The sequence below is a fragment of the Sandaracinobacteroides sp. A072 genome (genome assembly GCF_052616365.1).
In genome coordinates this window covers 155,330-180,925 of sequence record NZ_JBQXGU010000002.1, presented here as the reverse complement: position 1 = coordinate 180,925, position 25,596 = coordinate 155,330, and the positions used below count along the sequence as shown (strand labels likewise).

The window sequence follows — 25,596 nt, the reverse complement described above, 5'->3', positions numbered from 1 at the left end:
GCCCATGGACTGGGACAAGCTGCGCCTCTTCCAGGCGGTTGCGACCGCCGGAAGCTTCACCGAGGGTGCGCGCCGGCTGAAATTGTCCCAGCCGGCCTTGTCGCGCCAGATCATCGCGCTTGAAGAGCAGATGGGCGCCAAGCTGTTCCACCGCCACGCGCGCGGCCTTGCCCTTACCAACGAGGGAGAGCAGCTGCGCGCGCTGACCATGCGCATGGCCGATGAAATCGAGCGGGCCCGAAGCTCGATCGAGGCGACGCGCAACCGCCCCACGGGTGAGATCAAGCTGACGACAACGGTGAGTTTCGGCTCATCCTGGCTGCCGCGCCAGCTTGCGGATTTCATCGACCTTTTCCCCGATATCCGGATCAGCCTGATCCTTTCGGACGAGGAGCGCGACCTGTCCCGCCATGAAGCGGATTGCGCTATCCGCTTCCACAAGCCCCAGCACGCCGATCTCATCCAGCGCCCGCTTGCCACCATCCGGCACCGGCTGTGCGCCTCGCCCGCGTATCTGGCGAAATGGGGGGAACCAAAGACGCCTGCTGACCTGCTGGACCACAGGATGATTGCCTATGGCCCGGAAGCCCCGGCCTATCTGCGATCGATCAACTGGGCGCTGGAACTGGGCAATGAAGGCCCCCCGCGCGAGCCTGTCATCAGCATCAACAACAGTTTCGGTGTCCTGCAGGCCGTCGAGGCCGGAGCCGGGATTGCGGCGCTGCCATCCTATCTCATCGGCATGTCGGGCAAGCTGAAAGTGTTGCTGCCCGATATCCAGGGCGCGACCTTCCAGACCTATTTCGTCTATTCCTCGGAACTGCGCGGTTCGGTCCGGGTCGCAGCGCTCAGGGACTTCCTCATCGAGCGGATGACGCCCGAGAACCTGGGTGACCTGATCCGCTGATCGGCCGGCATGCCATGCAATCTTTGCATGGCTGATCCACGATCTTCGCACTTGCACAATAACCTGCTCACGCCTAAATGAGTTGTGTTGCTGCAGTGCAGCGCAGCCGGGCACTCTCACTCCTCCCCGAGATGTCTGGCTCTGGTCGGCCACCACTCTCCCTCCCTCCCTCGGAGGTCGACCAAAATCTGGGCCAGGGTCGAGCTTGCTCCCCTGGCCCTCTTTTTTTGTGCGGCCAGTGCGGCTAAGCGGTCTTGCAGGTGGGGCCTGTAGCTCAATGGTTAGAGCTGGCCGCTCATAACGGCTAGGTTGCGGGTTCGAGTCCTGCCGGGCCCACCACTATCCTCCATCGGCATCCCGGCAACATCCTTCAGGCAGAAGCGGCTAGAGCGGCTTTGCCGATGGCCTGGCATTGCGTGCGATGCGTGCGGCCCATGTCGCCCAGGCTATGGCGAGGCCGGGTGCGCCTGAAAGTTCCTCAAGCTCTGACCTTTCCGGCGGGTTGCCATAGGAGATTTCCAGCACGCGGGCGATGCTCATCGCGCCTTCCGGCCGATGCTCGAGGGTGAGCGGAGCGCCCATTTCCACGATGCCGTCTTCCACAACGCGCAGATACCAGCCCGAGCGCCCATTTTCGACCATGGCCTTCACCATGCCCGGATCATCGAACCAGCGCGCCATCGTGGCGCAGGGCTGGCGTGGCTGGCATATTTCCATCAGCGCCGTGCCGGTGCGCCACCTGTCCCCGACATGGACTGTCGCTTCATCAAGGCCCTCGACGAGGAGGTTTTCCCCGAAGCCGCCGGGAACGAGGCGGGCGGAATGGCGGGGATATTCGTGGCGCCAGAGGGCGTAATTGGAGAGCGCATAGGCATAGACGGCCTTGTCGAGACCACCATGAACCCGCTGGTTGGCCACTTCATCGCCTTCCAGCCCCATGCTGCGGGCATGCACGGGGCCAAGGCGCGAGCTCTTGGCATAGGCTGTCACATGACCATCAACCTTGCAGGCATGGCCGGTACGCACATCGGCGAGGCGTGGCATGGCGATCCTCCTCCTTGCCCGGTTTCCCTCTCTATCTCGCCTGTTTGCGCGGTGCCAGTGCTTTGGCCACAAGCAGGGGGCAGATAACAAGAGAACCGAACAAGGGAGGGTTTGATGCAGACCATGATGACAGCCGATGCGCTGGCGATCCTGAAGGCCGTGGCCGGCATGGGCGTGCTGACACTGGTGATGTTCCTGTGGATGTACGCGACACGGCTTCCGGCCTTCAGCAAGGCCGGGATTGAACCGCAGGAGGCCATGCACCCCGGCACCTACAATGACCGGTTGCCGAGCGGGGTCCGCCGCGTTGCCGACAATTACAATCACCTCTTCGAGCAGCCGACGCTCTTCTATGCCATCGCCCTGACCGTCGTGGTTGCCGGGCTGGCTGATCCGCTGCATGTCGCTTGCGCCTGGGCCTTTCTGGGCTTCAGGGTGCTGCATTCGCTGGTTCAGGCGACCATCAACAAGGTGGCCATTCGCTTCCTGTTGTTCGCTTTGTCCTGGGTTGCACTCGGCACCATGATCGTGCGGTTGGCGCTTCAGCTTTTTGCCTGATATTCAGAATGGTTAACAAGGGGCCGGGCTGTCGGATAATTTGACAGCGCGGCCTCTTTTTTCACTGCCGCGTCCTTGTTTCCGCTTTCTGGGACAAGTTGGCACGAACCTTGCTTTGAATGGTGCGGGGGCATTTTCCCGTTACAGGAAAGGCAAGACATGTTTGGCAGGATTGTTGGTCTCTTCGCGTTTGCCGCCGTTGCTGCGGCTCCGGCCAGCGCACTCACCTATTTCGCCGTCGACGGGGCACCTGATCCCGGCGTTTCCGGCGCCTACAGCATCGTCATCGATTTCGAAGGGGCACTGCCGACGGGCTACAGCCTCTCGGGCAGCTACGGCATCGTCAGCGCCACCATTCCCGGTCAGCACGCCCAGCCCGCGCCCAACACGGATACGGACAGATATTTCTACGTGTCCTCGGCGCTGCCCACCAACAATGCGACGCTGCTGACGCCCGATCTTCGCGGAATCAGCTTCTATTGGGGTTCGATCGACACCCACAACATGGTCGAAGTTCTGGGTGCTGGCGGCTCCATCCTGGCCAGCATCACCGGTCTCGACGTGTCGGTGGCCGGCGGCAACCAGGGCCTGCCGCAGACCAACCGTCGCGTCTTCATCGAAGCGGGCGCCAATGAAGTCATTACGGGCCTGCGCTTCAGTGCAACGGGCGTTGCCTTCGAACTGGATGACATCGCCGTGGCCGGTGTTCCCGAGCCGGCGACCTGGGCCATGATGATCATGGGCTTCGGCCTTGTCGGTTTCGCGGCGCGTCGTCGTGATCGGCTGGTGACCGTCAGCGCCTGATCGCTTGCCCGGCAATGAAAGAGGGGCCGGAACCATAGGGTTCCGGCCCCTTTCTTCATGATCCGGCGTGCCGGCTCAGCGCGCCATGAGGGCCGGCAGAAAAGCTTCGTGCGCGGCCTTGATCTCAGCCACTGCCCGGCTTCCGCCGCCTTCGATGGCCAGCGCCGCGCCACCTGTCGTGCCGATCCGCGTGAGCGGCACGGGGCAGGGGGGCAGGGCCGTGCCGGGCTTTGCCGTGATGACATAGCGGCCCTGGTCCTCGCCAAAGGCAATGGCCGCGCGGTGGGGGCCTTCGGGAAGCGTGACGGTGGCGCCGATGCCGCCTGCCATCGCCATTTCGGCAAGGCCGACCAGCAGCCCGCCATCCGACAGGTCGTGAACGGCCGTGACGCTTCCTTCCTGGATGCGGGCGCGCACCCAGTCGCCAGCGGCGCGCTCGGCTGCAAGGTCGACGGGCGGCGGCGGGCCGTCTTCAAGGCCATGGATTTCGCGCAGCCAGATGGACTGGCCCAGATGGCCCCTTGTTTCGCCCACCAGCCAGATGTCCTCGCCTTCAGCGCGGAAGGCGACACCGGCCGACTTTTCCCAGTCCGTCAGCAGGCCCACCCCGCCGATGCCGGGCGTCGGCAGGATGCCCTGGCCCTCGGTTTCATTGTAAAGGCTGACATTGCCCGAGACGACGGGATAGTCGAGCGCCTTGCAGGCTTCCGCCATGCCTTCGATGCACTGGACGAACTGGCCCATGATTTCCGGCCGCGTCGGGGCGGCGAAGTTCATGCAGTCGGTAACGGCAAGAGGCGTTGCGCCCACGGCCGTGATGTTGCGCCAGGTTTCGGCAATGGCCTGCTTTCCGCCTTCGAACGGATCAGCGTGGCAGTAGCGCGGCGTGCAGTCGACGCTCATGGCCAGCGCCTTCTTCGTGCCATGAACACGGACGACCGCGGCATCGCCACCGGGCCGCTGGACCGTGTCGCAGCCGACCATATGGTCATATTGTTCCCAGACCCAGCGGCGGGAGGCGAGATCGGGCGCGCCAACAAGCGCCACCAGATCGGCGAGCAGGTCGGTGCTGTCGGCCATCTCGCCGAGCGGCGCGCGCCTGGGTGTCGGCACCCAGGGGCGGTCATATTTGGGCGCATCCTCGCCGATCGGGTCGAGCGGCAGGTCGCAGACCATTTCGCCCTGCCATTCCAGCTGCAGGCGGCCGGTGTCGGTCACTTCGCCGATCACGGCGAAATCCAGTTCCCACTTGCGGAAGATCTTTTCGGCCTCGGCTTCGCGGCCGGGCTTCAGGATCATCAGCATGCGTTCCTGCGATTCCGAAAGCATCATTTCATAGGGCGTCATGCCTTCCTCGCGGGTGGGCACATTGTCCATCACCAGCTTGATGCCGACGCCGCCCTTGGAGGCCATTTCAACCGAGGATGAGGTGAGGCCCGCCGCGCCCATGTCCTGGATGGCGACGATCGCGTCGGTCGCCATCAGTTCGAGGCAGGCCTCGATGAGCAGCTTTTCCATGAACGGGTCGCCGACCTGCACGGTCGGGCGCTTCGATTCGCTGTCCTCGTCAAACTCGGCGGAGGCCATGGTTGCGCCATGGATGCCATCCCGCCCCGTCTTGGAGCCGACATAGACGACCGGGTTCCCGATACCGGCGGCGGCCGAATAGAAGATACGGTCCGTCCGCGCGAGGCCGACTGTCATGGCGTTCACGAGGATGTTGCAATTATAGGCCGGGTGGAAGTTCACTTCGCCGCCCACGGTCGGCACGCCGACGCAATTGCCATAGCCGCCGATGCCGGCCACCACGCCGCGCAGCAGGTGGCGGGTTCTGGGGTGGTCGGCCGCGCCGAAGCGCAGGGCGTTCAGGTTCGCGACGGGGCGCGCACCCATGGTGAAGACATCGCGCATGATTCCGCCGACGCCGGTGGCGGCACCCTGATAGGGCTCGATGAAGCTGGGGTGGTTATGGCTTTCCATCTTGAAGATGGCAGCATCGCCATCGCCGATGTCGATCACGCCGGCATTCTCGCCCGGGCCCTGAATGACCCAGGGCGCCTTTGTCGGCAGCTTCGCCAGGTGCAGGCGCGAGGACTTGTAGGAGCAATGCTCGGACCACATCACCGAGAAGATGCCCAGTTCAAGCATATTGGGCTCCCGGCCGATGGCCTTCAGGATGCGGTCATATTCTTCGGGCTGGAGGCCGTGCTCGGCAACGACCTGGGGTGTGATGGCGCTCATGCGCGGCCCTTAGCCGAGGTGGCGGCGCAAGTCATCCGTTACGAGCCATCTTCGGCCATGTGCGTGCCGTCATAGTCCGCCTCTGCGGGAATGCGGCCGAAGGCGATCTTCGTGCCGATCAGCCTGGCCCGGCCGGTCGCCACGGGGCCAAGGGTGACGGCGTGGCGGCCGAAGCGGCCATTCAGCCTGTCCATGGCTGCGGCAATGGCGCGGGTGGGCCTTTCCGGCGGATCGAACAAAGAGCCCTGCATGCCGGCGGCGGGCTTCATGTCATCGAGGCTGACCCCGATGGTGTGGATGCGGTCATGCCCGATGTCCCGCGCAAGGCTCTGCCACAGGCGGGCGAGGGCCTCGAGCAGGGGGAAGCTGTCGTCGGTTGCGGCAAGGCGGGCGGTCTGGTTCCATCTGCGGCGGGATTCGAAGCGCGCATGAAGGGTGAGCAGGCTGGTGACGCATTCTACCGCGCGCAGCCGGCTGGCCGCCTTCAGAAGCAGGCGCCGGGCCGTGATGCGGGCCGTTTCCATGTCGCGCATCTGCGGGGCGAGCACATGGCTGTGCCCGACGGAGCGGCTTCGCCTTGGCGGTTCCGGCAGATCGAGGCCATTGAGCGCATGCCATAGCCGCGCCCCCACGACAGAACCCCAGGCTGTGGCCGCGCCGCTGGGGCCAAGCCGGATCAGATCATCCATGGTGCCGATGCCGCGAAGCGCCAGCCGCTGCTGCATCCGGGGGCCGATGCCGGGAATGTCCGACAGTGCAAGCCGGGACAGCGCGCCGGGAAGGTCGCCCGCCTGCAACAGTGTCAGGCCATCCGGCTTCTGCATGTCGGCGGCGATCTTGGCCAGAAGACGGCTGGGCGCGATGCCGACGGAGGATGTGAGGCATTCGCCGACATTCGCCCGGATTCCGTCCTTCACACGCTGTGCCAGCGCCATGGCGAAATCCGGCTGGTTCTCGTTGTCGAGCAGGCGGCAGGCGACTTCATCGATCGAGCAGACGGCGGTGACAGGAATGTGGCGCCCGACTTCGGCAATGATTCGCCGGTGGTATTCTGAGTATCGGCCATGCTCCCCGCCCACGAAGACGAGGCCGGGGCAGCGGCGTTTCGCCTCACCCACGCGCATGCCTGTCTTTATGCCGAACGCCTTGGCCTCGTAGCTGGCGGCGATGATGGTTCCACTGTCCACCCGTTCCGGCCCGACTGCCACGGGGCGGCCCCTGATGGCGGGGTTCAGTTGCTGCTCGACACTCGCGAAATAGCTGTTGAGGTCGAGATACAGCCATCGCAGGGGGGTGGGGTCGGGCATGATCAGAACATACAGTGAACGCTTGCCTCGGTCCAGCTTGCCTGCAATTGTCTGTGCAGCGAAAGGGTTGCGGATGGACAAGCAGTATCTGGAAGGCCTTGTGGTCGAAGAGCCCGGTGGAGTCCGCGCCATTGGCGCCCGCGCCATCGAAGGCCAGAGGCTGCGCTATTATGATTATTGCATGGCGGCTTTCGCTGTCATCCTTATCTGCTCGAACCTGATCGGCGCGGGCAAGGTCGCAACGCTTGACCTGCCGCTCGTCGGCGCTGTCACCTTCGGCGCCGGAATCCTCTTCTTTCCGCTGTCCTATGTGCTCGGCGACGTGCTCACGGAAGTCTATGGCTATGCCCGTGCGCGGCGCGTGGTGTGGGTGGGCTTTGTTGCCGCCATCTTTGCCGCCGCCATGGCCGCCGTGATCGTGGCGATGCCGCCAGCCGAAGGGTGGGAGGGGCAGGAAGCCCTTGCCGCCGTCATGGGGCAGGCCCCGCGCATCTTCGCGGCTTCGATCCTCGCCTTCTGGGCGGGCGAGTTCACCAACGCCTTCGTCATGGCGCGCATGAAGCTGCTGACCCAGGGCCGCTACCTCTGGACCCGCACCATCGGCTCGACCGTGGCGGGGCAGGGCGTGGACACGCTGATCTTCTACCCTCTGGCCTTCTGGGGTATCTGGGAGCCGCAGCTGATCGGCGTAGTGATGCTGACCAACTATCTGCTGAAGGTGGGCTGGGAGGCGCTGCTGACGCCAGTGACCTACCAGGTGGTCAACCGCATGAAGAAGGCCGAAGGGCTGGACGTGTTCGACACGGAAACCGACTTCACGCCCTTCCGCACGAAGATCTGATGGCCTGCACGGGGAAAGGGCCTGATTTGTTCAGGCCGTGTTCCCCATTCAGGCGTTCAGGATCGTTCAGGCCAGAACGCCCAGAAGCCCCTCGAAAAGGCGGCGGCCGGCCGTGTTGCCATGGGCCGGTTCCACAACGCGCTCGGGGTGCGGCATCAGGCCAAGCACATTGCGGCGATCATTCAGGATGCCGGCGATGTTGCGGGCGGAACCATTCACCTCTTCGGCATAGCGGAAGGCCACCTGGCCTTGCTGCTCCAGCCGGTCCAGCGTTTCCGGGTCGGCCTGGAAATTCCCGTCATGGTGAGCCACCGGGATCGACACATGCTCGCCGGCGCCATAGGCGCGGGTGAAGGGGCTGTCGGTTGTTACCACCTCGAGGGCGACATCGCGGCACACGAAATCCAGCCCGGCGTTGCGCATCAGCGCGCCCGGAAGCAGGCCGGTTTCGGTGAGCACCTGAAAGCCGTTGCAGATGCCAAGAACGGGGGTGCCGCGCCCGGCTGCCGTCACGACTTCGCGCATCAGCGACGAACGCGCGGCGATCGCGCCGGAGCGCAGATAGTCGCCATAGGAAAAGCCGCCGGGAAGCCCGATGAGATCGAGGCCTTCGGGCAGGTCTGTGTCATCATGCCAGAGCATGAGGGGCTTGCGGCCCGTCACCAGTTCGAGGGCGACGGCGAGATCCCTGTCGCAGTTCGAGCCGGGAAAGACGACGACGGCGGTCTTCACGCCAGCTCTACCTTGAAGTTCTCGATCACCGTATTAGCAAGCAGCTTGCGCGCCATTTCAGCCACCTGTTCCTCAGTGGTGCCTTCGGCGACATCCAGTTCGATCACCTTGCCCACGCGCACATCGCTGACCTGGCCAAAGCCGAGGCCTTCCAGCGCATGCTGGATGGCGCGGCCCTGCGGGTCGAGGACGCCGGGTTTGAGGGAGACGGTGACTCGGGCTTTGCGGGCGGATTTCATGGCTGGGCCTATGCATCGGGACGGGAAAAAAGGAAAGGGCGGGGCGCTTGCGCACCCCGCCCTTCCTTGTTCATGCCCGCAAGGGATCAGGCGGCCGTCATCGCCGTGCGGCGGCGGCGGGCGGTGAAGCCCACGAGGCCGAAGCCGGCGATCAGCATCGCCCAGGTGGCCGGCTCGGGAATGCCCGGCGTCGGCGGCAGGGTTCCCTGATCGAGCAGAGCGTAGCGCACGGTGCCGCCGAACACGAGATATTCGCCGAATCCGTCGCCCCAGAACTGCACCTTGGTGAAATCGCCCGAATCGTCGAACGCCGAGACGAACACGATGGCGCCACCTTCGGTCAGGAACTGATCGCCAAAGGTCAGGGATTCACCGACAAGGATAGGCGCACCATCATCGAAGGACATGTAGAGGCGCGACGGCTGGCAGCAGGTCGCCCAGTCACCCACTTCAAAGCCCACGGCGTTCACGGCACTGCCGAAGGTAAGGGTGATGCCCGAACCGATGGCATCGATGCCGGGGCCGCTGCCATAGGGGCTGATGTCGTAGGTCTGGCCCGTGGTGGTGCGGGTGAAAGTGGGCCAGTTCGAATAGACGCCCTGATTGTTGAGAAGGCTGCCGTCGTTGCGGGTGATCACATAGTCACCCCGATCAACCGACGTCACGCCAGAGGGCATGTTGGCCCAGTTGTCGAGGTTGACGGTGCTGCCGGCTGCAATGACCGTCGCGTCGAAGGCGGCGGGTCCGGCATCGAGATCGTCGAAGACGGTGAGGATGGTGGCGTTTGCGGACGTTGCAGCAAAGGCAACGGCGGATGCCAGAAGAAGCTTGGATATGGTCATGGGACACCTCCTGTTTTTGACTGGCTCCTGTCACCGCATAGGGAGGTAGCAGGGGTCGAAAAAGAACGTGCAGGAATTGTGCCAAGAGGAAATTGTAAATAAATTATCTGTTTACAATAACTTGGATTTTTGAGTCATATCAGGATTGTAAATAATTCTTACAAGGTTAACGTCACTGGTCGGGCGAGGGTCATTTAAGTGGCGACAGGGTTTCAACGGCGGCCATCGCCTGCGCAAATGCCCGTGTGCCGGGCGCGATGACTTCGAAGTGGCCAGTCACCGGGGCAAGTTGCAGGTCCGCCCGGTCCCCGGCGGCACGCGCAGACCTTGCGAAATGCAGGCCCATGGCCGGGTAGGCCACCTCGTCATAGACGCCGTGGATCAGGACAGTGGGCACGCCGCTGGGCAGCAACTGGTCTGGCGATGTGTCGGCAAAGCGATCGTCCCCTTCGCCGGGGGCCAGCATCCGCTCCACCGTGGCTGCGCCACAGCTGACAGCAATCTCGCGCGGCCAGTCCTTCAGCGAGGCGAAACCGCCGACGGTCACGACTCCGCGCGGTTTCAACGGGTCAGCCGTCTTCAGCGGGCTGGCCTCGGGAAGGCGGTGGCGTCCGGCTGCCCAGAGTGCAAGATGCGCACCGGCCGAATGGCCGAACAGCACGACACGGCCGGGATCGAGGCCATGCGCCTCGGCATGGTCGCGCAGAAGGTCGAGCGCCTGGCCGACATCGGCATATGTGCCGGGATAGCCGCCGCCATCCTCATCGACGCGACGATAGCCGATCGACCAGACGGCATAGCCTTTTTCCAGAAAGGCAGCCGCTGCCGGGCGCATCAGCTCAGGCCCGGCAGCCACCTTCAGCCAGCAGCCGCCGTGCAGCAGCACCACGACGGGGCGCGGGCCTGCCGGCTCGCCCTGCGGCAGGAAGAGTTCGACGATCTGCGACGGGGCATCACCATAGGGCAGCACGGCATCGGGCGCGGCGGCCGGCTGCGCGCTGACAGTGCGCAGCGTGTAGAGGCGGGGCAGGTCCGGCAGCTTCGGCTGGGCGATGGCGGCGCCCGCCATGAGGCACGCAGCGAACACGGCCGGAACCCTCATTTCGTGGTGCGTGCCTTGCGGGCCTCGTCCAGGTCGAGGATTTCGCCATCCGCGCCTTCGGGCAGCAGGCCCAGGCGGCGCGCCACTTCCTGATAGGCCTCGACTTCGCCGCCAAGGTCACGGCGGAACCGGTCCTTGTCCAGCTTCTCGTTGGTCTTCATGTCCCACAGGCGGCAGCCGTCGGGGCTGATCTCGTCGGCTAGGATGACGCGGCTGTAGTCGTCTTCCCAGAGGCGTCCGAATTCCAGCTTGAAGTCGACCAGGCGGATTCCGATTCCGGCGAACAGGCCGGTGAGGAAATCATTGGTGCGGATGGCCATGTCCACGATGTCAGCCAGTTCGTCCTGGCCGGCCCAGCCGAAGCAGGCGATATGCTCTTCGGTGATCATCGGATCGCCGAGGGCATCATCCTTGTAATAATATTCCAGAATCGTGCGCGGAAGCTGGGTTCCCTCTTCGATGCCGAGGCGCTTGGTAAGCGAGCCGGCGGCGACGTTCCTCACCACCACCTCGATCGGGATGATCTCCACCTGGCGGACGAGCTGCTCGCGCATGTTCAGCCGGCGGATGAAGTGGGTGGGGATGCCGATGCTGCCGAGCAGGGTGAAGAGATGCTCGGAGATGCGGTTGTTCAGCACGCCCTTGCCGGTGATCGTGCCCTTCTTCTGGGCATTGAACGCCGTGGCATCATCCTTGAAATACTGGATCAGCGTTCCAGGCTCCGGCCCCTCATAGAGGATCTTGGCCTTGCCTTCGTAGATCTGACGGCGGCGGGACATGTCTGTGCTTCCTTGGGATCACTTGAACGGCGGGGCATAGCCTGTTCCGCACGCGGGAGCAACGCAAGGCGGCTTTCCCGCAATGGAAAAGGGCAGGCCGCGAGGCGACCTGCCCCTTTCGCCATTGTCAGCCCATTGTCACACGCGAACCAGCATCTTGCCCATGTTGGAGCCGGAGAAGAGACCGATGAAGGCTTCGGGGGCCTTTTCCAGGCCATCGACGATGGTTTCTTCCCACTTGATGCGCCCTTCGGCGATCCAGCCGGACATGTCGGCGATGAACTGCGGCCGCATGTGGGCATAGTTGGTCACGATGAAGCCCTGCATCCTGATCGACTTGCCCACGATCATGATGATGTTCTTCGGGCCGGGCTCGGCTTCGGTGGCGTTGTAGCCCGAGATCATGCCGCATTCGACAAGGCGGGCGAAGGGGCGGGCAAGTTCGATCGCCACTTCCAGATGTTCCCCGCCGACATTGTCGAAATAGACGTCGATTCCCTTGGGGGCCGCCTTGTGCACCGCTTCCAGCAGGTTGCCGCAGCTGCGGTAGTTGATGACATGGTCGATTCCGAGGCTCTTCAGCCACTCGCACTTGGCATCGGTGCCGGCGGAGGCGACGACCGTGCAGCCCTTGATCTTTGCGATCTGCGCCACGATCGAGCCGACCGCGCCAGCCGCGCCCGAGACGAAGACGGTCTCGCCGGGTTTCGGTTCCCCGATGGCAAGCAGGCCGGCATAGGCGGTGAGCCCCGGCATGCCGATGACGCCGAGCCAGGCCTGCGTCGGAACGCCAGCCATCTGCGGCAGCTTCTCGAGTGTGTTTGCCGGCGCCACGAAAGCTTCACGCCAGCCCATCATCGACATCACATGATCGCCCGGCTTCAGTGACGGGTCGCCGGATTGCACCACCTCGCCGATGGCGCCACCTTCGAGCGGTGCGCCGACGGCAAACGGCGGCACATAGCTCGGCCGGTCATACATGCGGCCACGCATGTAGGGATCGACCGACATGAACAGGTTGCGCACCAGCACTTCGCCCTGGCCCGGTTCCGGCAGGGTGGTGGTGGCCATTTCGAAATGCTCCGGCGCCGGCAGGCCGACAGGGCGGCTCTTCAGGCGGATCTCCCGTGATTGGGTCATGCTCTTCTCCCTCATTTGTTGTGGACCCTGTCTAGCCGCTGCCGGTCAATGCTGCTGCCCCTTTCTCTTGCCGGGTGCGATTTTCCCGGCGAGGTCGATGGCAAGGGCGATGATGATGCCGAGCACGACCGCCAGCAGGCCCGAAAGCGCTGCCTGCGTGATCCATGCAATGGCGTCGCCGGCCATCGGGGCTGCCATGCCGGCTGCATGGGCAAGGGCGTGGATGGCGTGGGGGATGGCGGTGAGAATGCCCAGTTCCTCAAGGCCATGGACGATGATACCGCCGCCAACCCAGGCCATGGCGGCGGTGCCGATGCCGCTCAACGCTGCCAGCAGCTTCGGCATGCCTGTCACCAGCCCGCGGCCGATGGCCTGGGTGCCGCTGCCGGGCCGCGCGGCGAGGTTGAGGCCGACATCATCCATCTTTACGATGAGGGCGACGGCGCCATAGACGACAACCGTCACCGCCAGCGAAACGCCGGCCAGCGCCGCTGCCTTGGTGCCCAGCGCAATATTGCCCAGTTCGCCGAGCGAAATGGCGAGGATTTCCGCCGACAGGATGAGATCGGTGCGGATGGCGCCCGATACCATTTTCGATTCCACATCGCCCTTTTCCAGGCTGACGGGCACGTCTGGATCATGGCCGGCATGATGCAGCCCCAGTTTTTCGAGGATCTTTTCCGCCGCCTCGAAGCTGAGGAAGGCGCCGCCCGCCATGAGCAGCGGCGTCAGCGCCTGCGGCAGGAAGGCGGCGAGCGCGATGAAGACAGGAAGCAGGATGAGAAGCTTGTTGCGGAGCGAACCGCGCGCGATCTTCCAGATGATCGGCAGTTCACGGTCCGGCGTGAAGCCCGTGACATAGGAGGGCGTGACCGCCGCATCGTCGATCACGACCCCGGCCGTCTTGGCCCCGGCCTTGGCGGTTGCCGCCGCCACGTCATCAAGGGACGCGGCAGCCACCTTTGCAATGGCGGCCACATCATCCAGCAGCGCAATCAGGCCGGTTGCCATGCTCTTCTCCTCAGTCCGCCATCCTGTCAGTCCGCCATCCTGAAAGCGGCGATGGCCTCGTTCGCGAGCGAATCGGCGCGTTCGTTCATCGGGTCGCCACTGTGGCCGCGAACCCATTCCCAGTGAATGACATGCGGGCGGGCCGCCTGGTCAAGCGCCATCCACAGATCCGCGTTCTTCACCGGCTGCTTGCTGGCGTTTCGCCAGCCGTTCCGTTTCCAGCCATGGAGCCAGCGGGTCATGCCATCCAGCAGGTAGCGGCTGTCGGTGCTGAGTCTGACGGTGGAGGGGCGCTTCAGCGCTTCCAGTGCACGCAGGGCCGCCATCATTTCCATGCGGTTGTTCGTCGTGTGCGCCTCTGCCCCCTGCAGCACCTTTTCCACGCCGTTCCACTGCAGGATGGCGGCCCAGCCACCGGGGCCGGGATTGCCCTTGCAGGCCCCGTCGGTGGTGATGCGGATCTCAGGCTGTTCGGGCGGCATAATGGGCCAGCCGGCGTGCGAAGGGCAGAGGGTTCTTGCGCGAGACGAGGGCGCCGCTTTCAGGGGCATACCAGTCCTGAGCGCGGGAAAGGAGGAAGCGCAGGCTCGCGCCCTGGCCGAGGACCGGGAAGGCCGCGCGCTCGGCATCTGTCAGCGGGCGGACGGATTCATAGCCGGCAAAGAGCGCTTCCTCATGCCCGGGAATGGGCGCGGACCCATCCGCCGGAAAGGCCCAGGCGGCATGCAGCACGGCCAGATCATAGGCCAGAAGGTCTGTGCAGGCGAAATAGAAGTCGATGAGGCCGGTAACCTCATTGCCGCGCATCAGCACATTGTCGGGGAAAAGGTCGGCATGGATGATGCCCGCGGGCAGGTCGGCAGGCCATGAAGCGCCGATGTCGGCAAGCCGCGCGCTGACAAGGCCGCCAAGGCCCGGTTCGATGGCATCCAGTCGCTCGACGCCGATTTCGGCCGCCGTTTCCTGCCACCATGCCAGGCCGAGGCCGTTCGGCCGCTTCTGGCGGAAGGATGCACCCGCCACATGCAGGCGGGCGAGTGCCGCGCCGGCAGCCTTCGCCTGGGCGGCTGTGGGCTGGCTGACGGATACGCCGGGCAGGAACTGGATGAGGCAGGCGGCGCGGCCTTCCAGGGTCTGGAGGGCTTGTCCCTGCCGGTCGCGGATGGGGCGCGGCACCGGCAGCCCGGCATCGGCCAGATGCTCCATCAGGTCGATGAAGAAGGGCAGGTCGCCGAGGTCGATCCGCCGTTCATAAAGGGTGAGGATGAAGCGGGCCGTTTCGGTTTCCACCAGGAAGTTGCTGTTGGAGACCCCCTCGGCAATGCCCTTGGCGGACAGAAGTGACCCGGTATCATAGCCGGAAAGAAAGACTTCCAGCGCCTCGGCCGGAACCGTCGTGTAGACAGCCATGGTGGATGTACGTTCCTGTTGCGGTGTCAGGCCGGGTTCAGGCCGGGTTGAGGGCGCGCGGCAGCTTGAAGACGACATCCTCGGTCGCCGTCGTCACTTCGCGGACATTGATGGCGAAGCGCTGGCGCATGGCATCGACGACTTCCTGCACAAGGATTTCCGGCGCCGATGCGCCGGCGGTGATGCCCACGGTCTTCGCGCCATCGAACCAGGCCCAGTCGATCGATTCCGCGCGCATGATCAGGTGCGCGCGCGCGCCCTCGCGCTCAGCAACCTCGCGCAGGCGCTGGGAATTGCTGCTGTTTTCCGCGCCGATCACCAGAACCAGATCGCACTGCCGGGCAATTGCCTTCACCGCTGTCTGCCGGTTGGATGTCGCGTAGCAGATGTCCTCGCCCTTCGGCCCCAGAAGTGCCGGAAAGCGGCGCTGGAGGGTGGCGATGATGTCGGCGGTGTCATCGACGGAAAGCGTGGTCTGGGTCAGGAAGCCGAGCGTCTCGGACGGCGGTGTCACCGCCTCGGCGTCGGCAACCGTCTCGATCAGGGTCATGGAGCCGGGCGGTACCTGGCCGAAGGTGCCGATTACCTCCGGGTGGCCGGCGTGGCCCACGAACAGGATGTGGCGGCCCTGCTCGACCATGCGCTCGGCCTGGCGGTGGACCTTGGAAACCAGCGGGCAGGTGGCGTCCAGCCAGTCAAGCCCGCGGGCCTGCGCATTGGCCGGCACCGACTTGGGCACGCCATGGGCCGAAAACACGACCTGTCCGCCATCCGGCACTTCGTCCAGTTCCTTCACGAAAATCGCGCCGGCTGCCTTCAGGCTATCCACCACGAAACGGTTATGGACGATCTCGTGGCGCACATAGACCGGCGCGCCATATTTCTTCAGCGCCAGTTCGACGATGGTGATGGCGCGTTCCACTCCGGCGCAGAAGCCGCGCGGCGCCGCGATCAGCACATCAAGCGCGGGAAGCCCTGAATGGCGTATGGCGTCATCGGGAATGGTGGCAGTTGCCTTGGCGGAAGCATCGGTCATGCCGCTTCCTTAGGCGATGCCGCGGCCTGCATGAAGCCCCCTCGCCGGGCTGCGGCACCGAATTGGAATTTGAATTGTGAAGGGTGGCATGGCCGGGGCGGGCGCCGCAAGCGGGAACGGCCCGCCGCTTCCGTGCTGCCTGCCCCTTCCCACGCGGCCGGTGCGGGCCTAAGGGGATGCGGGCTTGAAGGATGGCGCTGAGCCGAACAGGAGAGACGAAGCGTTGATGAAGCCATGGATCTTGGCCGGGCTGGCATTGTCCGCCCTCGGGCTTTCTGCCTGCAACCAGAACCCGCTCAGGGTCAAGCGGTCCCCATGCCCTGCCGTGGCCGTTCCGCTTCATGCCGGGCAGCTCACCCGGTTCGATCCGGCGCAGAGCCGCAATGCCGATGCCATCGACCTGACGGCCCAGCTCGTCGACGTGCGTGGCGCCTGCATCGAGGGCAGCGACTATCTCATCACCGATGTCAGCTTCACCGTGGCGGCGCAGCGCCGCGATGCGGGGCCGCGACGGGAAGTCTATCTTCCTGTCTTCGTGGCGCTGGCGCAGGGCGGCAATGTGCTGGTTTCCAAGCAGCAGTCGGGCGTCATGCTGGTCTTCGAGGAAGGGGCGACACGGGCGGAAGCACGTGGCGGCGGTCGCGCCGAAGTGCATCGCTCGGCCGTGACCCTGCCGGCCGAAATCCAGGAACGCATCAGCCGAGAGCGCCGGCCGGATGAGCCGGATGCCCTGATCGACCCCCTGTCCAACCCGCAGGTGAGGGCGGCCGTTCGCGCCGCCACATTCGAGGTGCTTGTCGGATTTCAGCTGGACGACGCGAGCCTGGCCTATAATCTGGGCAAATAGACGGGTCGCGCCGCTTTTTGTTATCGATTCGCAAACTCGTCTTGATTCTGCCCGGCCAAGCCCGCACAGGAGCCGCGCCGGACTTCCGGTCATGACGAGTGCGCAGCAGGCCACAGGGCGGCAGGCTCAACCATGTAGCGCTGACGCGCGCGCCGGTCGTCGGTAAGGTCGTCTGCCAGCTTGTACGTGATAATGTTGCGTATTGCCCAGAACCCAGTTTGGAGCCGGAATGCCCCACCGCCGCAACATTGACATCGATCTTCTGCGCAGCTTCGTGACGATCGTCGAAGTCAGGAGCTTCACCCGTGCGGCCGAGCGTCTGCTGCGCACCCAGTCGGCCATCAGCCTTCAGATGAAGCGCCTGGAAGAGCAGCTGGAATGCAGGCTGTTCGAGCGCGGCGGCCGGGGCGTGGAGCCGACACAGGCCGGAATTCTGCTTCTGGGATATGCCCGCCGCATCCTTGGCGCCAATGACGAGCTTGTCGGCCGGATGGCGGAGCCGATGGTCGAAGGCAGGGTCATCATCGGCTCGCCCGAGGGGTTTGCGACAGAGCATCTTGTTGCGGTGGTGGCGCGTTTCTCACGCGCCTTTCCGCGGGTTCACATGTGCGTGCGGGCGGGTGGGCCCGAGGAGCTTGCCGAAGCGCTCTCCGCACAAGACATTGACCTGCTGATCGAGTGCCATGTCGAAGAGGACGCGCCGGGCACGCTGCTGATGCACGAGCCGCTGCAATGGTGCGTGGCCGATGGCGCGGAACCGGAAGTAGCCCATGAGGTTCCGGGCGAGCCGCTTCGGCTTGTCGTGCATACCGATCCCTGTCCGGTGCGGCAGGTGATGATGCGCCTGCTTGACCAGATAGGTCTTGAACGCCGAATCGTTTACGAAACCCAGTCCCGCTCGGGCGTTCAGGCAGCAGTCGGCGCCGGGCTTGGCGTCGGTGTGCTGCCCCGATCCAGCCTGCAGGCCGGCATGCACAGGCTGAACCATGCCGAGGGGTTGCCATCCCTGCCGGACCTGCGCGTTCTTCTGCAGCGCCGCGCGGAGCTTGATCCGGCTGCCGAGCGTTTTCATGGCTTCCTGCTGAACGTTTTCGGCGCTTCCGCCTGAACACCGGGCAGGCCAGTCGAAAATGCCGGGGTGGCATTGTTGGCTTTTGCTTGACGGGAAGCGCCCTGCGCGCTTATGCGCGCAGTCCCGCCAGCCGATGCAGGCGTGGCTTAGTCATGGCGACCGTAGCTCAATTGGTTAGAGCGCTGGTTTGTGGTACCAGAGGTTGCGGGTTCAAGTCCCGTCGGTCGCCCCACCTTTCAGACTTTTCCGGAACCTGATGCCGATCGTCGCCCATTCTGCTTTGCAGGGGTCATGGTTGCGGCTGCAAGGCCTGTTTACAGCCAGGGCAAAGGCAGGCAGGGGATGGGCCGTGCTGGCCTGACCCTGGCAGGATCAGGCCCGTGGATCATGGACCCGCTAAGGAGTGTTCGGCTGATGCAGGATCGCGGTTATGGCGTGCTTCTTCCTGTCGGGCTGTTCCTCGGGCTGGGGATCGGCCTTGCCGTTGGCGAGCCTTCCGCCGGAACCCTGATCGGGCTCGCCATTGCCGGCCTTGTCGCAGTGGCGTTACGCTTTCTTCGGCGCTGACCAGCGAATATTCTGCCAGACTGCTGACTGCCGGCCCTCAGGGCAGGGCGCGGCACATCCACACAACGCGACCGCGCAACCGCAAAGCTGCCGGGTCGCAATCCGGGACGGACGGATAGGCGCCATTGTCGGACAGGATCGTCACGCGGCCCGTGACGGGGTTGAGAGACAGGCGTTTGACCGTCAGGCCAGCATCGCTTTCGAGCACATGAAGCCCGTCGCAAGGCCGGGTGTCGGACAGGTTCACCAGCAGATGATCGCCCGCCATCAGCGTGGGAGCCATGGAATCGCCGCGCATCTCGATCGCCGCAAGGCATGAAGCCGGGATCCTGCCCATGCCCGCAAGGACGGACTGGTCGAGCATCAGTGGCGGCCTCTGGCCGCCGTCCATTTCGAGCCATGGAATGGGGATGGATGCCGAAGGGATGGCGCCTTCGGGGGCAAGGTTGATGGCTGGCTGATCCGCACGGGGGGCAGGGCCGCCCAGCAAGACTTCGCTGACTCCGAAATGCGCTGCCAGCTTGCGCCTGTCTTCCTCCGTCAGGCGGCGTGGAATGCCCCGCTTGATGAACTGCTGGATGTAGGCCGGGTTGCGACCGATCAGCCGTGACAGCGCGGCATAGCCCTTTCCTTCCGCCCGGATCATCGCGGCAAGGCGCGTGCGCACCGCAAGGCCGGGTTCGACGCCTGATTCCGCGACCGGCTCCGCTGCGCTTTCGCAAGGAACGATGGCTGACGAGGCAGACCCATGCGCTTTCAGGTCGCTGGCTTTGGTCATGCTGTCTCCGTCTATCACATTGAACATCGTCATAATCCTAGACACGTAGGAAATTAACAATCAGACACTTGCTGGCCGATTCGTCGTGATTGCCGGAGGGTGGGCGTTCCGGCTCATGGCGGAATACGGCTTCAATAAGGGTCGTCATGAGGAGTGTTAGCGACATGTCGCTCTTGCAGGCCATCGAGACTTGTCTGAAACTTACCAATGTGCCGCCCTCACGTTTCGGGCGGGACAGCGTACGTGATCCGCGCCTCGTGCATGATCTCAGGCGCGGGCGTCAGCCCGGCCAGAGGATCGAGAAGCGGGTGCACGCCTATATTGCCCACAGCATCGCATCCATTCCCGATACGGGCCTTGCCACGCCGTCGGCGCGGCGGTCTGCGGCGGCCCTGTTGCGCGCATCCGCGCGGGTGGTGGGCTGCGACGGTCCTGTTCCTGCCCGTGATCCAGCCACCGTGCCGGCCACTATATCAGCTGGTGGCGCAAGCCGGATCCAGCCGCGGATCGTTTCCGCAAGTCCGGGGGGAGGTTGCTGATGCGCATGCAGCTGAATGCCCTTCAGGGCCGTTTGCTGCGGGCGGTCCGTTCCGTCGTGATGGCCGGGAACGAGGCCGCTTTCGTGGATGAGGAGAAGGAAGCTGCCGGTCTCTTTCTCATTCTCGAGGATTTCTCCTGCGAGCCATGGGCGAGTCTGACCTTCCGGGGGGCACGGCACAGGCTGGACATCCGTCTTTCCGGCCCGAGGGATGCGGTAGAGGCCGGTTATGAGAAGCTCAGATGCCTTCCCGAAAGTCTGGATCTGGAACTTGCGGGTCATTTCCTGGCCGAACTGGAAATTGTAGAGAGCATGGGCGAAATCCACTCCGATGACAGGATGGGCATGTGCATCACGCTGGAGGCGCTGACCATCGAGGAATAGGAAATTAACGCAGTTAGCGGGAATTTCTTATGCCCTGTGGAGGCGGTGCGTGTGAATTACAGGCCAGAAGGCCGGCTGGCGGGCGGGCGGTGTATTGCCCGCCACATCGCCGGGTGAATCCCTCATCAAGAAATCCAGTAGGCGTAGGGCAAGCCATGCGCTAGAAACTGAGTCGCGCCCAAATCCGGGTGGAAAAAAGTTCAAGACGAGGCACCATGGCGGCTGACGGCGCAGGGTTTTCCCTGGGGTTTTACAACGGCATGGAGCCATCATCCGGGACCGGTGCAGGGGTAATCTGCATTCGGGGCACCGACATCAGGGGCGTCGGCATCAGCGGCGTTGATTTCAGCGGTGTCGGGGCCAGTGCTCTCAACTCAAACATACCGGGGGCCAGGAGATTCGGGGGCGTGGCCTTCCTGACCTGCCTTGCGCTGCTGCTTCTGCTTCAGGGCTGCAACGGTGCAGGCGGCGCACCGGAAGGCGCCGATGAGCGGCCGGCCATTGCCGCCAGCCTGCATGACGTTGGCGCGCGGGCAGAAAGCCAGGAGGCCGAAGCGACGGGCACGGTCCGGCTGCGGCGGGAAACCCCGCTTGCCTTCGTGACCAATGGCCGGGTTGCCAGCATCGCCGTGCGTGAAGGCGATGTCGTGCGGGCAGGGCAGTTGCTGGCAGCGCTTGATCCTTCCGCAATCGACTCAGCCCTGTCAGCTGCTGAAGCCCGCGCCAGCCAGGCCAGTGCGGAGCTTCAGCGGCAGAAGCAGCTGGCGCAGCAGGGCTGGGTATCGACGGCGCGTGTCGAATCCGCAGAAGCGGCCTACAGGGCGTCCGAGGCCGAGCGCAGCGCCGCCGCCTTCAACCGTCGCCACGCCCGGATCACCGCGCCTGCCGATGGTGTGGTGCTTTCCCGTCTTGCCGAGCCGGGGCAGACGGTTGCCGCCGGCGAGCCGGTTCTGGTTCTGGGCGAATATCCCAGCGGCCATGTGCTGCGCGTGCCGCTTCCGGCAGCGCTTGCAGCCGGCCTGGAGACCGGACGACAGGCCAATGTGCATTTCCCCGATGGCGCAGCCCCGGACATGGCGGCCCGCATCATCGAAGTTGCCGGGCGAGCCGACCCGGCAACGGGCACCTTCCAGGTGGAATTCGCCTTGCCCGCACACCCGGCCCTGCGGTCCGGCATGATCGCATCGGTCAGGATTGCGGGTGCGGGCGGGCCGGCGCCGCTGATGGTGCCGGCGACGGCAATCTTCTCGGCCCGGGCCGACGAAGGCTTTGTCTGGGTTGTCGACCCGGGAAGCGGGCGGATCGCGGCAAGGCTCGTGACGCTCGGCCGCGTGAGCGATGCCGGGGTAGAGATATTGGGCGGCCTTGCCCGTGGGGAACGGATCGTTTCCGCTGGCATAGACAGGCTGGCGGAAGGCGACAGGGTGCGGCCCGCGCCCGCTGCGCCAGCCGCCGCCGCGCCCGCAGCTTCCGCGCCTGTGGCCGGCTGACAGGCCCGCCATGAACGCGCTCATCGCCTTTGCTGTCCATCGCTGGCAGCTTACCCTTGTTCTCTTCGCGATGGTGGCGGCCCTGGGGCTCAACGCCTTCCTCTCCATCCCGCGCTCGGTCGATCCGACCTTCAAGGCCCCTGTGGTCACCGTGATCGCGCTGCTTCCGGGCGCCGACCCGGCGGACATGGAGCAGACGGTCGCCAAGCCCATCGAGGACGTGCTGGCCGGGCTCGATAATCTGACCCGGCTGCAATCCACCTCGCGCGACGGGCAGGCGGTTGTCACGGCCGAATTCGGCTGGGACAGCGACCCGGACCAGAATTACGACGAAGCCGTGCGCGAGGTGAATGCCATCCGCGCCAGCCTGCCGGAAGGCATTCAGCGGCTCGAATTCAGGCGCGTGCGCACATCCGATGCCGTGGTGGTTCAATATGCCATTGTTTCCGAAACAGCCTCATGGCGGCGGATGGAGAAGATCGGCAAGGATCTGAAGGAGCTGTTCCAGCGCCAGCCGGGTGTCCGCACCGCGACTGTATGGGGCGTGCCCCGGCCGGAAATGCGGGTTTCGCTCGATCTCGGGCGCCTTTCGGAACTGGGCATTCCCGTCACACTGGTGACCGATGCCCTGCGCGTGGGCGGCACGGATCTTCCGCCCGGTGCGCTGCGCGCGGGCGAACAGCGCCTCAACCTGCGTGCCGGTGGCGCGTTCCGAACCGTCGAGGAAGTGCGCGCGGTGCCGCTGCGCGCCGTTGACGGGCGGATGGTGCGTGTGGGCGATGTTGCAGCAGTGGGCTGGGAAACGCCGGAGCGCAGCCACATCACCCGCTTCAACGGCAAGCGCGCCATCTGGGTGACGGCGAACCAGAAGGACAATGTGAATGTCCTCGACGTGCAGAAGAATCTGATCGCTGCCGCCGACCGTTATTCCGCAACGCTGGCGCCCGACATGGAGATGCATCTCGCCTTCGACCAGTCGGACGATGTGCGCAGCAAGCTGGCGCTGCTGGCGCGGGACTTCGCGCTTGCCCTGTCCCTCGTGCTCATCACGCTGCTGCCGCTGGGGCCGCGCGCGTCTGCCGTGGTGATGGTCTCGGTTCCGCTCAGCCTTGCCATAGGCGTGCTGGTGATGTGGGTGCTGGGCTATTCGCTCAACCAGCTCGTCATCACCGGCTTCATCCTGGCGTTGGGCATTCTGGTCGATGATTCGATCGTGGTGGTGGAAAACATCGCCCGCCACCTGCGCATGGGCTACAGCCGGACGGCTGCCGCCCTTGCCGGCACGCAGCAGATCGCCATTGCCGTCATCGGCTGCACGGCGGTTCTCATCCTTGCCTTCCTGCCGCTCACGGCGCTTCCCGGCGGTGGCGGCAAGTTTACCCGCGGCCTTCCGATTTCGGTGATCGCAACCGTGCTCGCCTCGCTTGTCGTCTCGCTGACCATCATTCCCTTCCTCGCCTCGCGAATCCTGCCCCGCAAGGAAAGCGAGCATGGCAACCGCTTCCTTCAGGCCGTGCAGGGCGGGATCCACCGTTTCTACGGGCCGGTGCTGCATTGGGCGCTCGAGCGCCCGCGCCGCGCGCTTGCCGGCGCCACGGCGCTCTGCGTTGCGGTTCTGGGGCTGATTCCGGTTCTCGGCACCAGCCTCTTTCCGCCGGCTGATGTTCCCTATTTCCTTGTCGAGGTGGAAACATCGGAAGGGTCGGATATCGGCGCGACGGCACGCGCCATCGATTTTGTCGACAAGGTGCTGGCAGCCGAACCGCTTGTCATCGACCGGATGGCGAATGTGGGCCGGGGCAACCCGCAGCTTTTCTACAATGTCCGCGAGATTTCCCAGCAATCCAGCTATGGAACGGTTGCCGCCACCGTATCGGAATGGAACCCGCGCAAGGGTGAGGCCTTCATGGCGGGCCTCAGGGAAAAGTTCGCCGCCTATCCCGATGCCCGCATCACCGTGCAGCCTTTCCAGAATGGCGCGCCTGTCGAAGCGCCTATCGAATGGATTCTGACTGGCCCGGACCTTGCCATCCTGAAAGCCGAGGCCGCCCGCGCCGAAGCGATGATGCGCCAGACCCCGGGCACGCGCGACGTTCGCAACCCGCTTGCCTATGATCGTGTCGATCTCGAACTGGGGCTGGATGCGGACAAGGCTGCACTGCTGGGCGTTTCGCCGGCCGCCGCGCGCCGGGTGACGCGCCTTGCACTGGCTGGCGAACAGGCCGGCCGCTACCGCGATGCCGAAGGGGACAGCTATGATGTGGTTGTCCGCCTGCCGGTTGAAAGCCGCAGGGAAGGGCCGGGCGGTGAGCTGGTGGGCGCCCTGCAGCCGGTGGAGGCGCTTCAGCGCGTTTATGTGCCGACGGCTTCCGGCGAGGCCGTGCCGCTGCCGTCCATCGCTGAGCCGCATCTGTCCAGCGGGCCGGCGTCCATCTTCCGGTTCGGCCAGCAGCGAAGCGTCGCCATCACGTCCAACGTGGCCGACGGCTATCTCACCTCCAAGGTGAACCGCGAAATCGGCGATGGCCTTGCCAGTCTCGACCTGCCTGCCGGCTATGCCTTCGAACAGGGCGGCGAGGCGCGGGCGCAGGCGGAAAGCTTCGGTGGCATGGGCGGTGTGGCCGTTCTTGCCATCCTTGGCATATTTGCCATTCTGGTGCTGGAATTCGGCCGCTTCCGTGAAACACTGGTCGTGGCGGGCGTGATTCCGCTGGGCATGTTCGGTGGCCTGATCGCGCTTTTCCTCACCGGAAACAGCATCAGCTTCACGGCGGTCATCGGTTTTGTTGCCCTGATCGGAATCGAGATCAAGAATTCGATCCTGCTGGTCGATTTCACCACCCAGTTGCGCCAGCAGGGCGTGGAGCTTCGCGAGGCGATCGAGCGGGCGGGGGAGGTGCGCTTCCTGCCCGTTCTCCTGACCAGCGTGACAGCGGTTCTGGCGCTGCTGCCGCTGGCGCTGTTCGGCAGTGCGCTCTACTCGCCGCTGGCATGGGTCATCATTGGCGGGCTGATTTCTTCCACGCTGCTCAGCCGGGTTGTCACGCCTGTCATGTATCTGCTGCTCGTGCGCCATGCCCCGCCGATGGAAGCCCCGCTCGATTCACCCCAGCCCCTTCCGGAAAACTGATCTGTCCTTTCCGCCGGCCATGGCCATGGCTAAGGGCATGGCCTGGACAGGATGATGGATCACCAGCGTGAAGGAGCGAACATGGCAGATGCACCGGAGCCGCGCATGAAGAACATCGCGCTGCTCATCGATGCCGACAATGCATCGCCGGACAGCCTCGATCCGGTGCTGACGGTGCTGGCCGAACTGGGGGCGGTCAACATCCGCCGGGTCTATGGCAACTGGTCCAAGTCGGCCCTGAAGGGCTGGCAGGACATGGCCCACCGCCATGCGCTCGATCCCTACCAGCAGTTCGATGTGACCAAGGGCAAGAACGCGACGGACATGCGCATGACGATCGATGCCATGGACCTGCTGTTCGGCGGTCGGGTGGATGGTTTCGGAATCATGTCGAGTGACAGTGATTTCGGCCCGCTGGCCACACGCATCCGGCAGGACGGGCTGGTCGTCTATGGTTTTGGCCGGGCGACGACCCCTGAATCCTTCCGCAATGCCTGCACGCGTTTCATCGAAGTGGAAAGGCTGGCCAGAAGCGCTGACATCCCGGCCGAAACGGTCGAGGTGGACAGGGAAATGGTCGATCTCCTGTCGATGGCGCTCAAGGAATCGAGGCGCGATGCGCAGGGCTATGCGCGGCTGTCCGAAGTGGGCAGCAGGGCGGGGAACCGCTCCTCCTTCGATGTCCGCAACTATGGCTTCAGCCGGCTGTCGGATCTTGTCGCCGCAATCCCCAACTTCCAGCTGGAAACACGGGACAATCAGCATTTCGTGCGACGGGTGCGCTGAGGCGCCCGGCG

General features: G+C 64.7%; 26 protein-coding genes and 2 tRNA genes. 14 read left to right on the top strand and 14 right to left on the bottom strand.

What is annotated here, in order from left to right:
• The first annotated feature begins 4 nt into the window (after window positions 1-4).
• Both ACUJ46_RS06885 and ACUJ46_RS06880 read left to right on the top strand, forming a co-directional pair.
• Entirely contained in the window at window positions 5-907 is a 903-nt protein-coding gene (locus ACUJ46_RS06885) for a LysR family transcriptional regulator (protein WP_445389728.1), read from the top strand.
• Between the two features lie 263 nt (window positions 908-1,170).
• A tRNA-Ile gene (locus ACUJ46_RS06880) sits at window positions 1,171-1,246 on the top strand.
• Window positions 1,247-1,291: 45 nt separating this feature from the next.
• On the opposite strand, the gene ACUJ46_RS06875 is transcribed toward ACUJ46_RS06880, so the two are convergent.
• The gene (locus tag ACUJ46_RS06875) at window positions 1,292-1,951 is read right to left on the bottom strand and encodes an MOSC domain-containing protein (protein ID WP_445389727.1); all 660 of its coding nucleotides are present in this window, start codon (window positions 1,949-1,951) and stop codon (window positions 1,292-1,294) included.
• Between the two features lie 114 nt (window positions 1,952-2,065).
• Here ACUJ46_RS06875 and ACUJ46_RS06870 point away from each other — a divergent pair, with 114 nt between their 5' ends.
• Both ACUJ46_RS06870 and ACUJ46_RS06865 read left to right on the top strand, forming a co-directional pair.
• Complete coding sequence (locus ACUJ46_RS06870) at window positions 2,066-2,509, top strand: MAPEG family protein (protein ID WP_445389726.1); 444 nt, start codon at window positions 2,066-2,068, stop codon at window positions 2,507-2,509.
• A 159-nt stretch (window positions 2,510-2,668) separates the two neighbouring features.
• Window positions 2,669-3,313, top strand: a complete 645-nt coding sequence (locus tag ACUJ46_RS06865; RefSeq protein WP_445389725.1) for a PEPxxWA-CTERM sorting domain-containing protein — start codon at window positions 2,669-2,671, stop codon at window positions 3,311-3,313.
• A gap of 75 nt (window positions 3,314-3,388) precedes the next feature.
• On the opposite strand, the gene purL is transcribed toward ACUJ46_RS06865, so the two are convergent.
• Together purL and ACUJ46_RS06855 are read right to left on the bottom strand one after the other, a co-directional pair.
• A complete protein-coding gene (purL, locus tag ACUJ46_RS06860; protein ID WP_445389724.1) occupies window positions 3,389-5,554 on the bottom strand; it encodes a phosphoribosylformylglycinamidine synthase subunit PurL in 2,166 nt (721 codons plus the stop codon).
• Between the two features lie 38 nt (window positions 5,555-5,592).
• On the bottom strand, window positions 5,593-6,861 hold the full coding sequence (locus ACUJ46_RS06855) for a DNA polymerase Y family protein (protein WP_445389723.1): 1,269 nt from the start codon (window positions 6,859-6,861) through the stop codon (window positions 5,593-5,595).
• Between the two features lie 73 nt (window positions 6,862-6,934).
• Between ACUJ46_RS06855 and ACUJ46_RS06850 the strand changes: the two genes are divergently transcribed.
• The gene (locus tag ACUJ46_RS06850; protein WP_445389722.1) at window positions 6,935-7,702 is read left to right on the top strand and encodes a queuosine precursor transporter; all 768 of its coding nucleotides are present in this window, start codon (window positions 6,935-6,937) and stop codon (window positions 7,700-7,702) included.
• Window positions 7,703-7,768: 66 nt separating this feature from the next.
• Here the strand turns inward: ACUJ46_RS06850 and purQ are convergent, their stop codons facing one another.
• The 10 genes from purQ to ispH all read right to left on the bottom strand — a co-directional run bounded on the left by purQ (window position 7,769) and on the right by ispH (window position 15,993).
• The gene (purQ, locus tag ACUJ46_RS06845) at window positions 7,769-8,434 is read right to left on the bottom strand and encodes a phosphoribosylformylglycinamidine synthase subunit PurQ (RefSeq protein WP_445389721.1); all 666 of its coding nucleotides are present in this window, start codon (window positions 8,432-8,434) and stop codon (window positions 7,769-7,771) included.
• On the bottom strand, window positions 8,431-8,673 hold the full coding sequence (gene purS, locus ACUJ46_RS06840; protein WP_445389720.1) for a phosphoribosylformylglycinamidine synthase subunit PurS: 243 nt from the start codon (window positions 8,671-8,673) through the stop codon (window positions 8,431-8,433). The genes purQ and purS overlap by 4 nt, the downstream gene beginning before the upstream one ends.
• 86 nt (window positions 8,674-8,759) lie before the next feature.
• Window positions 8,760-9,515 carry a PEPxxWA-CTERM sorting domain-containing protein gene (locus ACUJ46_RS06835; protein WP_445389719.1) on the bottom strand — a complete coding sequence of 252 codons (756 nt, stop codon included), beginning with the start codon at window positions 9,513-9,515 and terminating at the stop codon, window positions 8,760-8,762.
• A 190-nt stretch (window positions 9,516-9,705) separates the two neighbouring features.
• Entirely contained in the window at window positions 9,706-10,602 is an 897-nt protein-coding gene (locus ACUJ46_RS06830; protein WP_445389718.1) for an alpha/beta hydrolase, read from the bottom strand.
• A gap of 11 nt (window positions 10,603-10,613) precedes the next feature.
• Window positions 10,614-11,396, bottom strand: coding sequence for a phosphoribosylaminoimidazolesuccinocarboxamide synthase (purC, locus tag ACUJ46_RS06825; protein WP_445389717.1), 783 nt, complete (start codon window positions 11,394-11,396; stop codon window positions 10,614-10,616).
• 138 nt (window positions 11,397-11,534) lie between these two features.
• A complete protein-coding gene (locus ACUJ46_RS06820; RefSeq protein ID WP_445389716.1) occupies window positions 11,535-12,536 on the bottom strand; it encodes an NADP-dependent oxidoreductase in 1,002 nt (333 codons plus the stop codon).
• A 45-nt stretch (window positions 12,537-12,581) separates the two neighbouring features.
• On the bottom strand, window positions 12,582-13,547 hold the full coding sequence (locus tag ACUJ46_RS06815) for a DUF808 domain-containing protein (RefSeq protein ID WP_445389715.1): 966 nt from the start codon (window positions 13,545-13,547) through the stop codon (window positions 12,582-12,584).
• Between the two features lie 26 nt (window positions 13,548-13,573).
• Window positions 13,574-14,029, bottom strand: a complete 456-nt coding sequence (gene rnhA, locus ACUJ46_RS06810; RefSeq protein ID WP_445389714.1) for a ribonuclease HI — start codon at window positions 14,027-14,029, stop codon at window positions 13,574-13,576.
• Complete coding sequence (thrB, locus tag ACUJ46_RS06805) at window positions 14,010-14,957, bottom strand: homoserine kinase (RefSeq protein ID WP_445389713.1); 948 nt, start codon at window positions 14,955-14,957, stop codon at window positions 14,010-14,012. The genes rnhA and thrB overlap by 20 nt, the downstream gene beginning before the upstream one ends.
• A gap of 37 nt (window positions 14,958-14,994) precedes the next feature.
• Entirely contained in the window at window positions 14,995-15,993 is a 999-nt protein-coding gene (gene ispH, locus ACUJ46_RS06800) for a 4-hydroxy-3-methylbut-2-enyl diphosphate reductase (RefSeq protein ID WP_445389712.1), read from the bottom strand.
• 226 nt (window positions 15,994-16,219) lie between these two features.
• Here ispH and ACUJ46_RS06795 point away from each other — a divergent pair, with 226 nt between their 5' ends.
• From ACUJ46_RS06795 to ACUJ46_RS06780, 4 genes are all read left to right on the top strand, one after another.
• Complete coding sequence (locus ACUJ46_RS06795; protein WP_445389711.1) at window positions 16,220-16,840, top strand: hypothetical protein; 621 nt, start codon at window positions 16,220-16,222, stop codon at window positions 16,838-16,840.
• Between the two features lie 229 nt (window positions 16,841-17,069).
• A complete protein-coding gene (locus tag ACUJ46_RS06790) occupies window positions 17,070-17,948 on the top strand; it encodes a LysR substrate-binding domain-containing protein (RefSeq protein WP_445389710.1) in 879 nt (292 codons plus the stop codon).
• A gap of 119 nt (window positions 17,949-18,067) precedes the next feature.
• Window positions 18,068-18,144 (top strand) — tRNA-His (locus ACUJ46_RS06785).
• Window positions 18,145-18,326: 182 nt separating this feature from the next.
• Window positions 18,327-18,479 carry a hypothetical protein gene (locus ACUJ46_RS06780; protein ID WP_445389709.1) on the top strand — a complete coding sequence of 51 codons (153 nt, stop codon included), beginning with the start codon at window positions 18,327-18,329 and terminating at the stop codon, window positions 18,477-18,479.
• A 37-nt stretch (window positions 18,480-18,516) separates the two neighbouring features.
• On the opposite strand, the gene ACUJ46_RS06775 is transcribed toward ACUJ46_RS06780, so the two are convergent.
• Window positions 18,517-19,257 carry a S24 family peptidase gene (locus ACUJ46_RS06775; RefSeq protein ID WP_445389708.1) on the bottom strand — a complete coding sequence of 247 codons (741 nt, stop codon included), beginning with the start codon at window positions 19,255-19,257 and terminating at the stop codon, window positions 18,517-18,519.
• 164 nt (window positions 19,258-19,421) lie between these two features.
• On the opposite strand from ACUJ46_RS06775, the gene ACUJ46_RS06770 reads away from it, so the two are divergent.
• The 5 genes from ACUJ46_RS06770 to ACUJ46_RS06750 all read left to right on the top strand — a co-directional run bounded on the left by ACUJ46_RS06770 (window position 19,422) and on the right by ACUJ46_RS06750 (window position 25,585).
• Complete coding sequence (locus ACUJ46_RS06770) at window positions 19,422-19,796, top strand: hypothetical protein (protein ID WP_445389707.1); 375 nt, start codon at window positions 19,422-19,424, stop codon at window positions 19,794-19,796.
• A complete protein-coding gene (locus tag ACUJ46_RS06765; protein ID WP_445389706.1) occupies window positions 19,796-20,179 on the top strand; it encodes a hypothetical protein in 384 nt (127 codons plus the stop codon). The genes ACUJ46_RS06770 and ACUJ46_RS06765 overlap by 1 nt, the downstream gene beginning before the upstream one ends.
• Window positions 20,180-20,586: 407 nt before the next feature.
• On the top strand, window positions 20,587-21,669 hold the full coding sequence (locus ACUJ46_RS06760) for an efflux RND transporter periplasmic adaptor subunit (RefSeq protein WP_445389705.1): 1,083 nt from the start codon (window positions 20,587-20,589) through the stop codon (window positions 21,667-21,669).
• 10 nt (window positions 21,670-21,679) lie between these two features.
• Window positions 21,680-24,799 carry an efflux RND transporter permease subunit gene (locus ACUJ46_RS06755; protein WP_445389704.1) on the top strand — a complete coding sequence of 1,040 codons (3,120 nt, stop codon included), beginning with the start codon at window positions 21,680-21,682 and terminating at the stop codon, window positions 24,797-24,799.
• A gap of 81 nt (window positions 24,800-24,880) precedes the next feature.
• Window positions 24,881-25,585: an NYN domain-containing protein gene (locus tag ACUJ46_RS06750; RefSeq protein ID WP_445389703.1), complete on the top strand. Its 705-nt coding sequence runs from the start codon at window positions 24,881-24,883 to the stop codon at window positions 25,583-25,585.
• Window positions 25,586-25,596 lie beyond the last annotated feature (11 nt).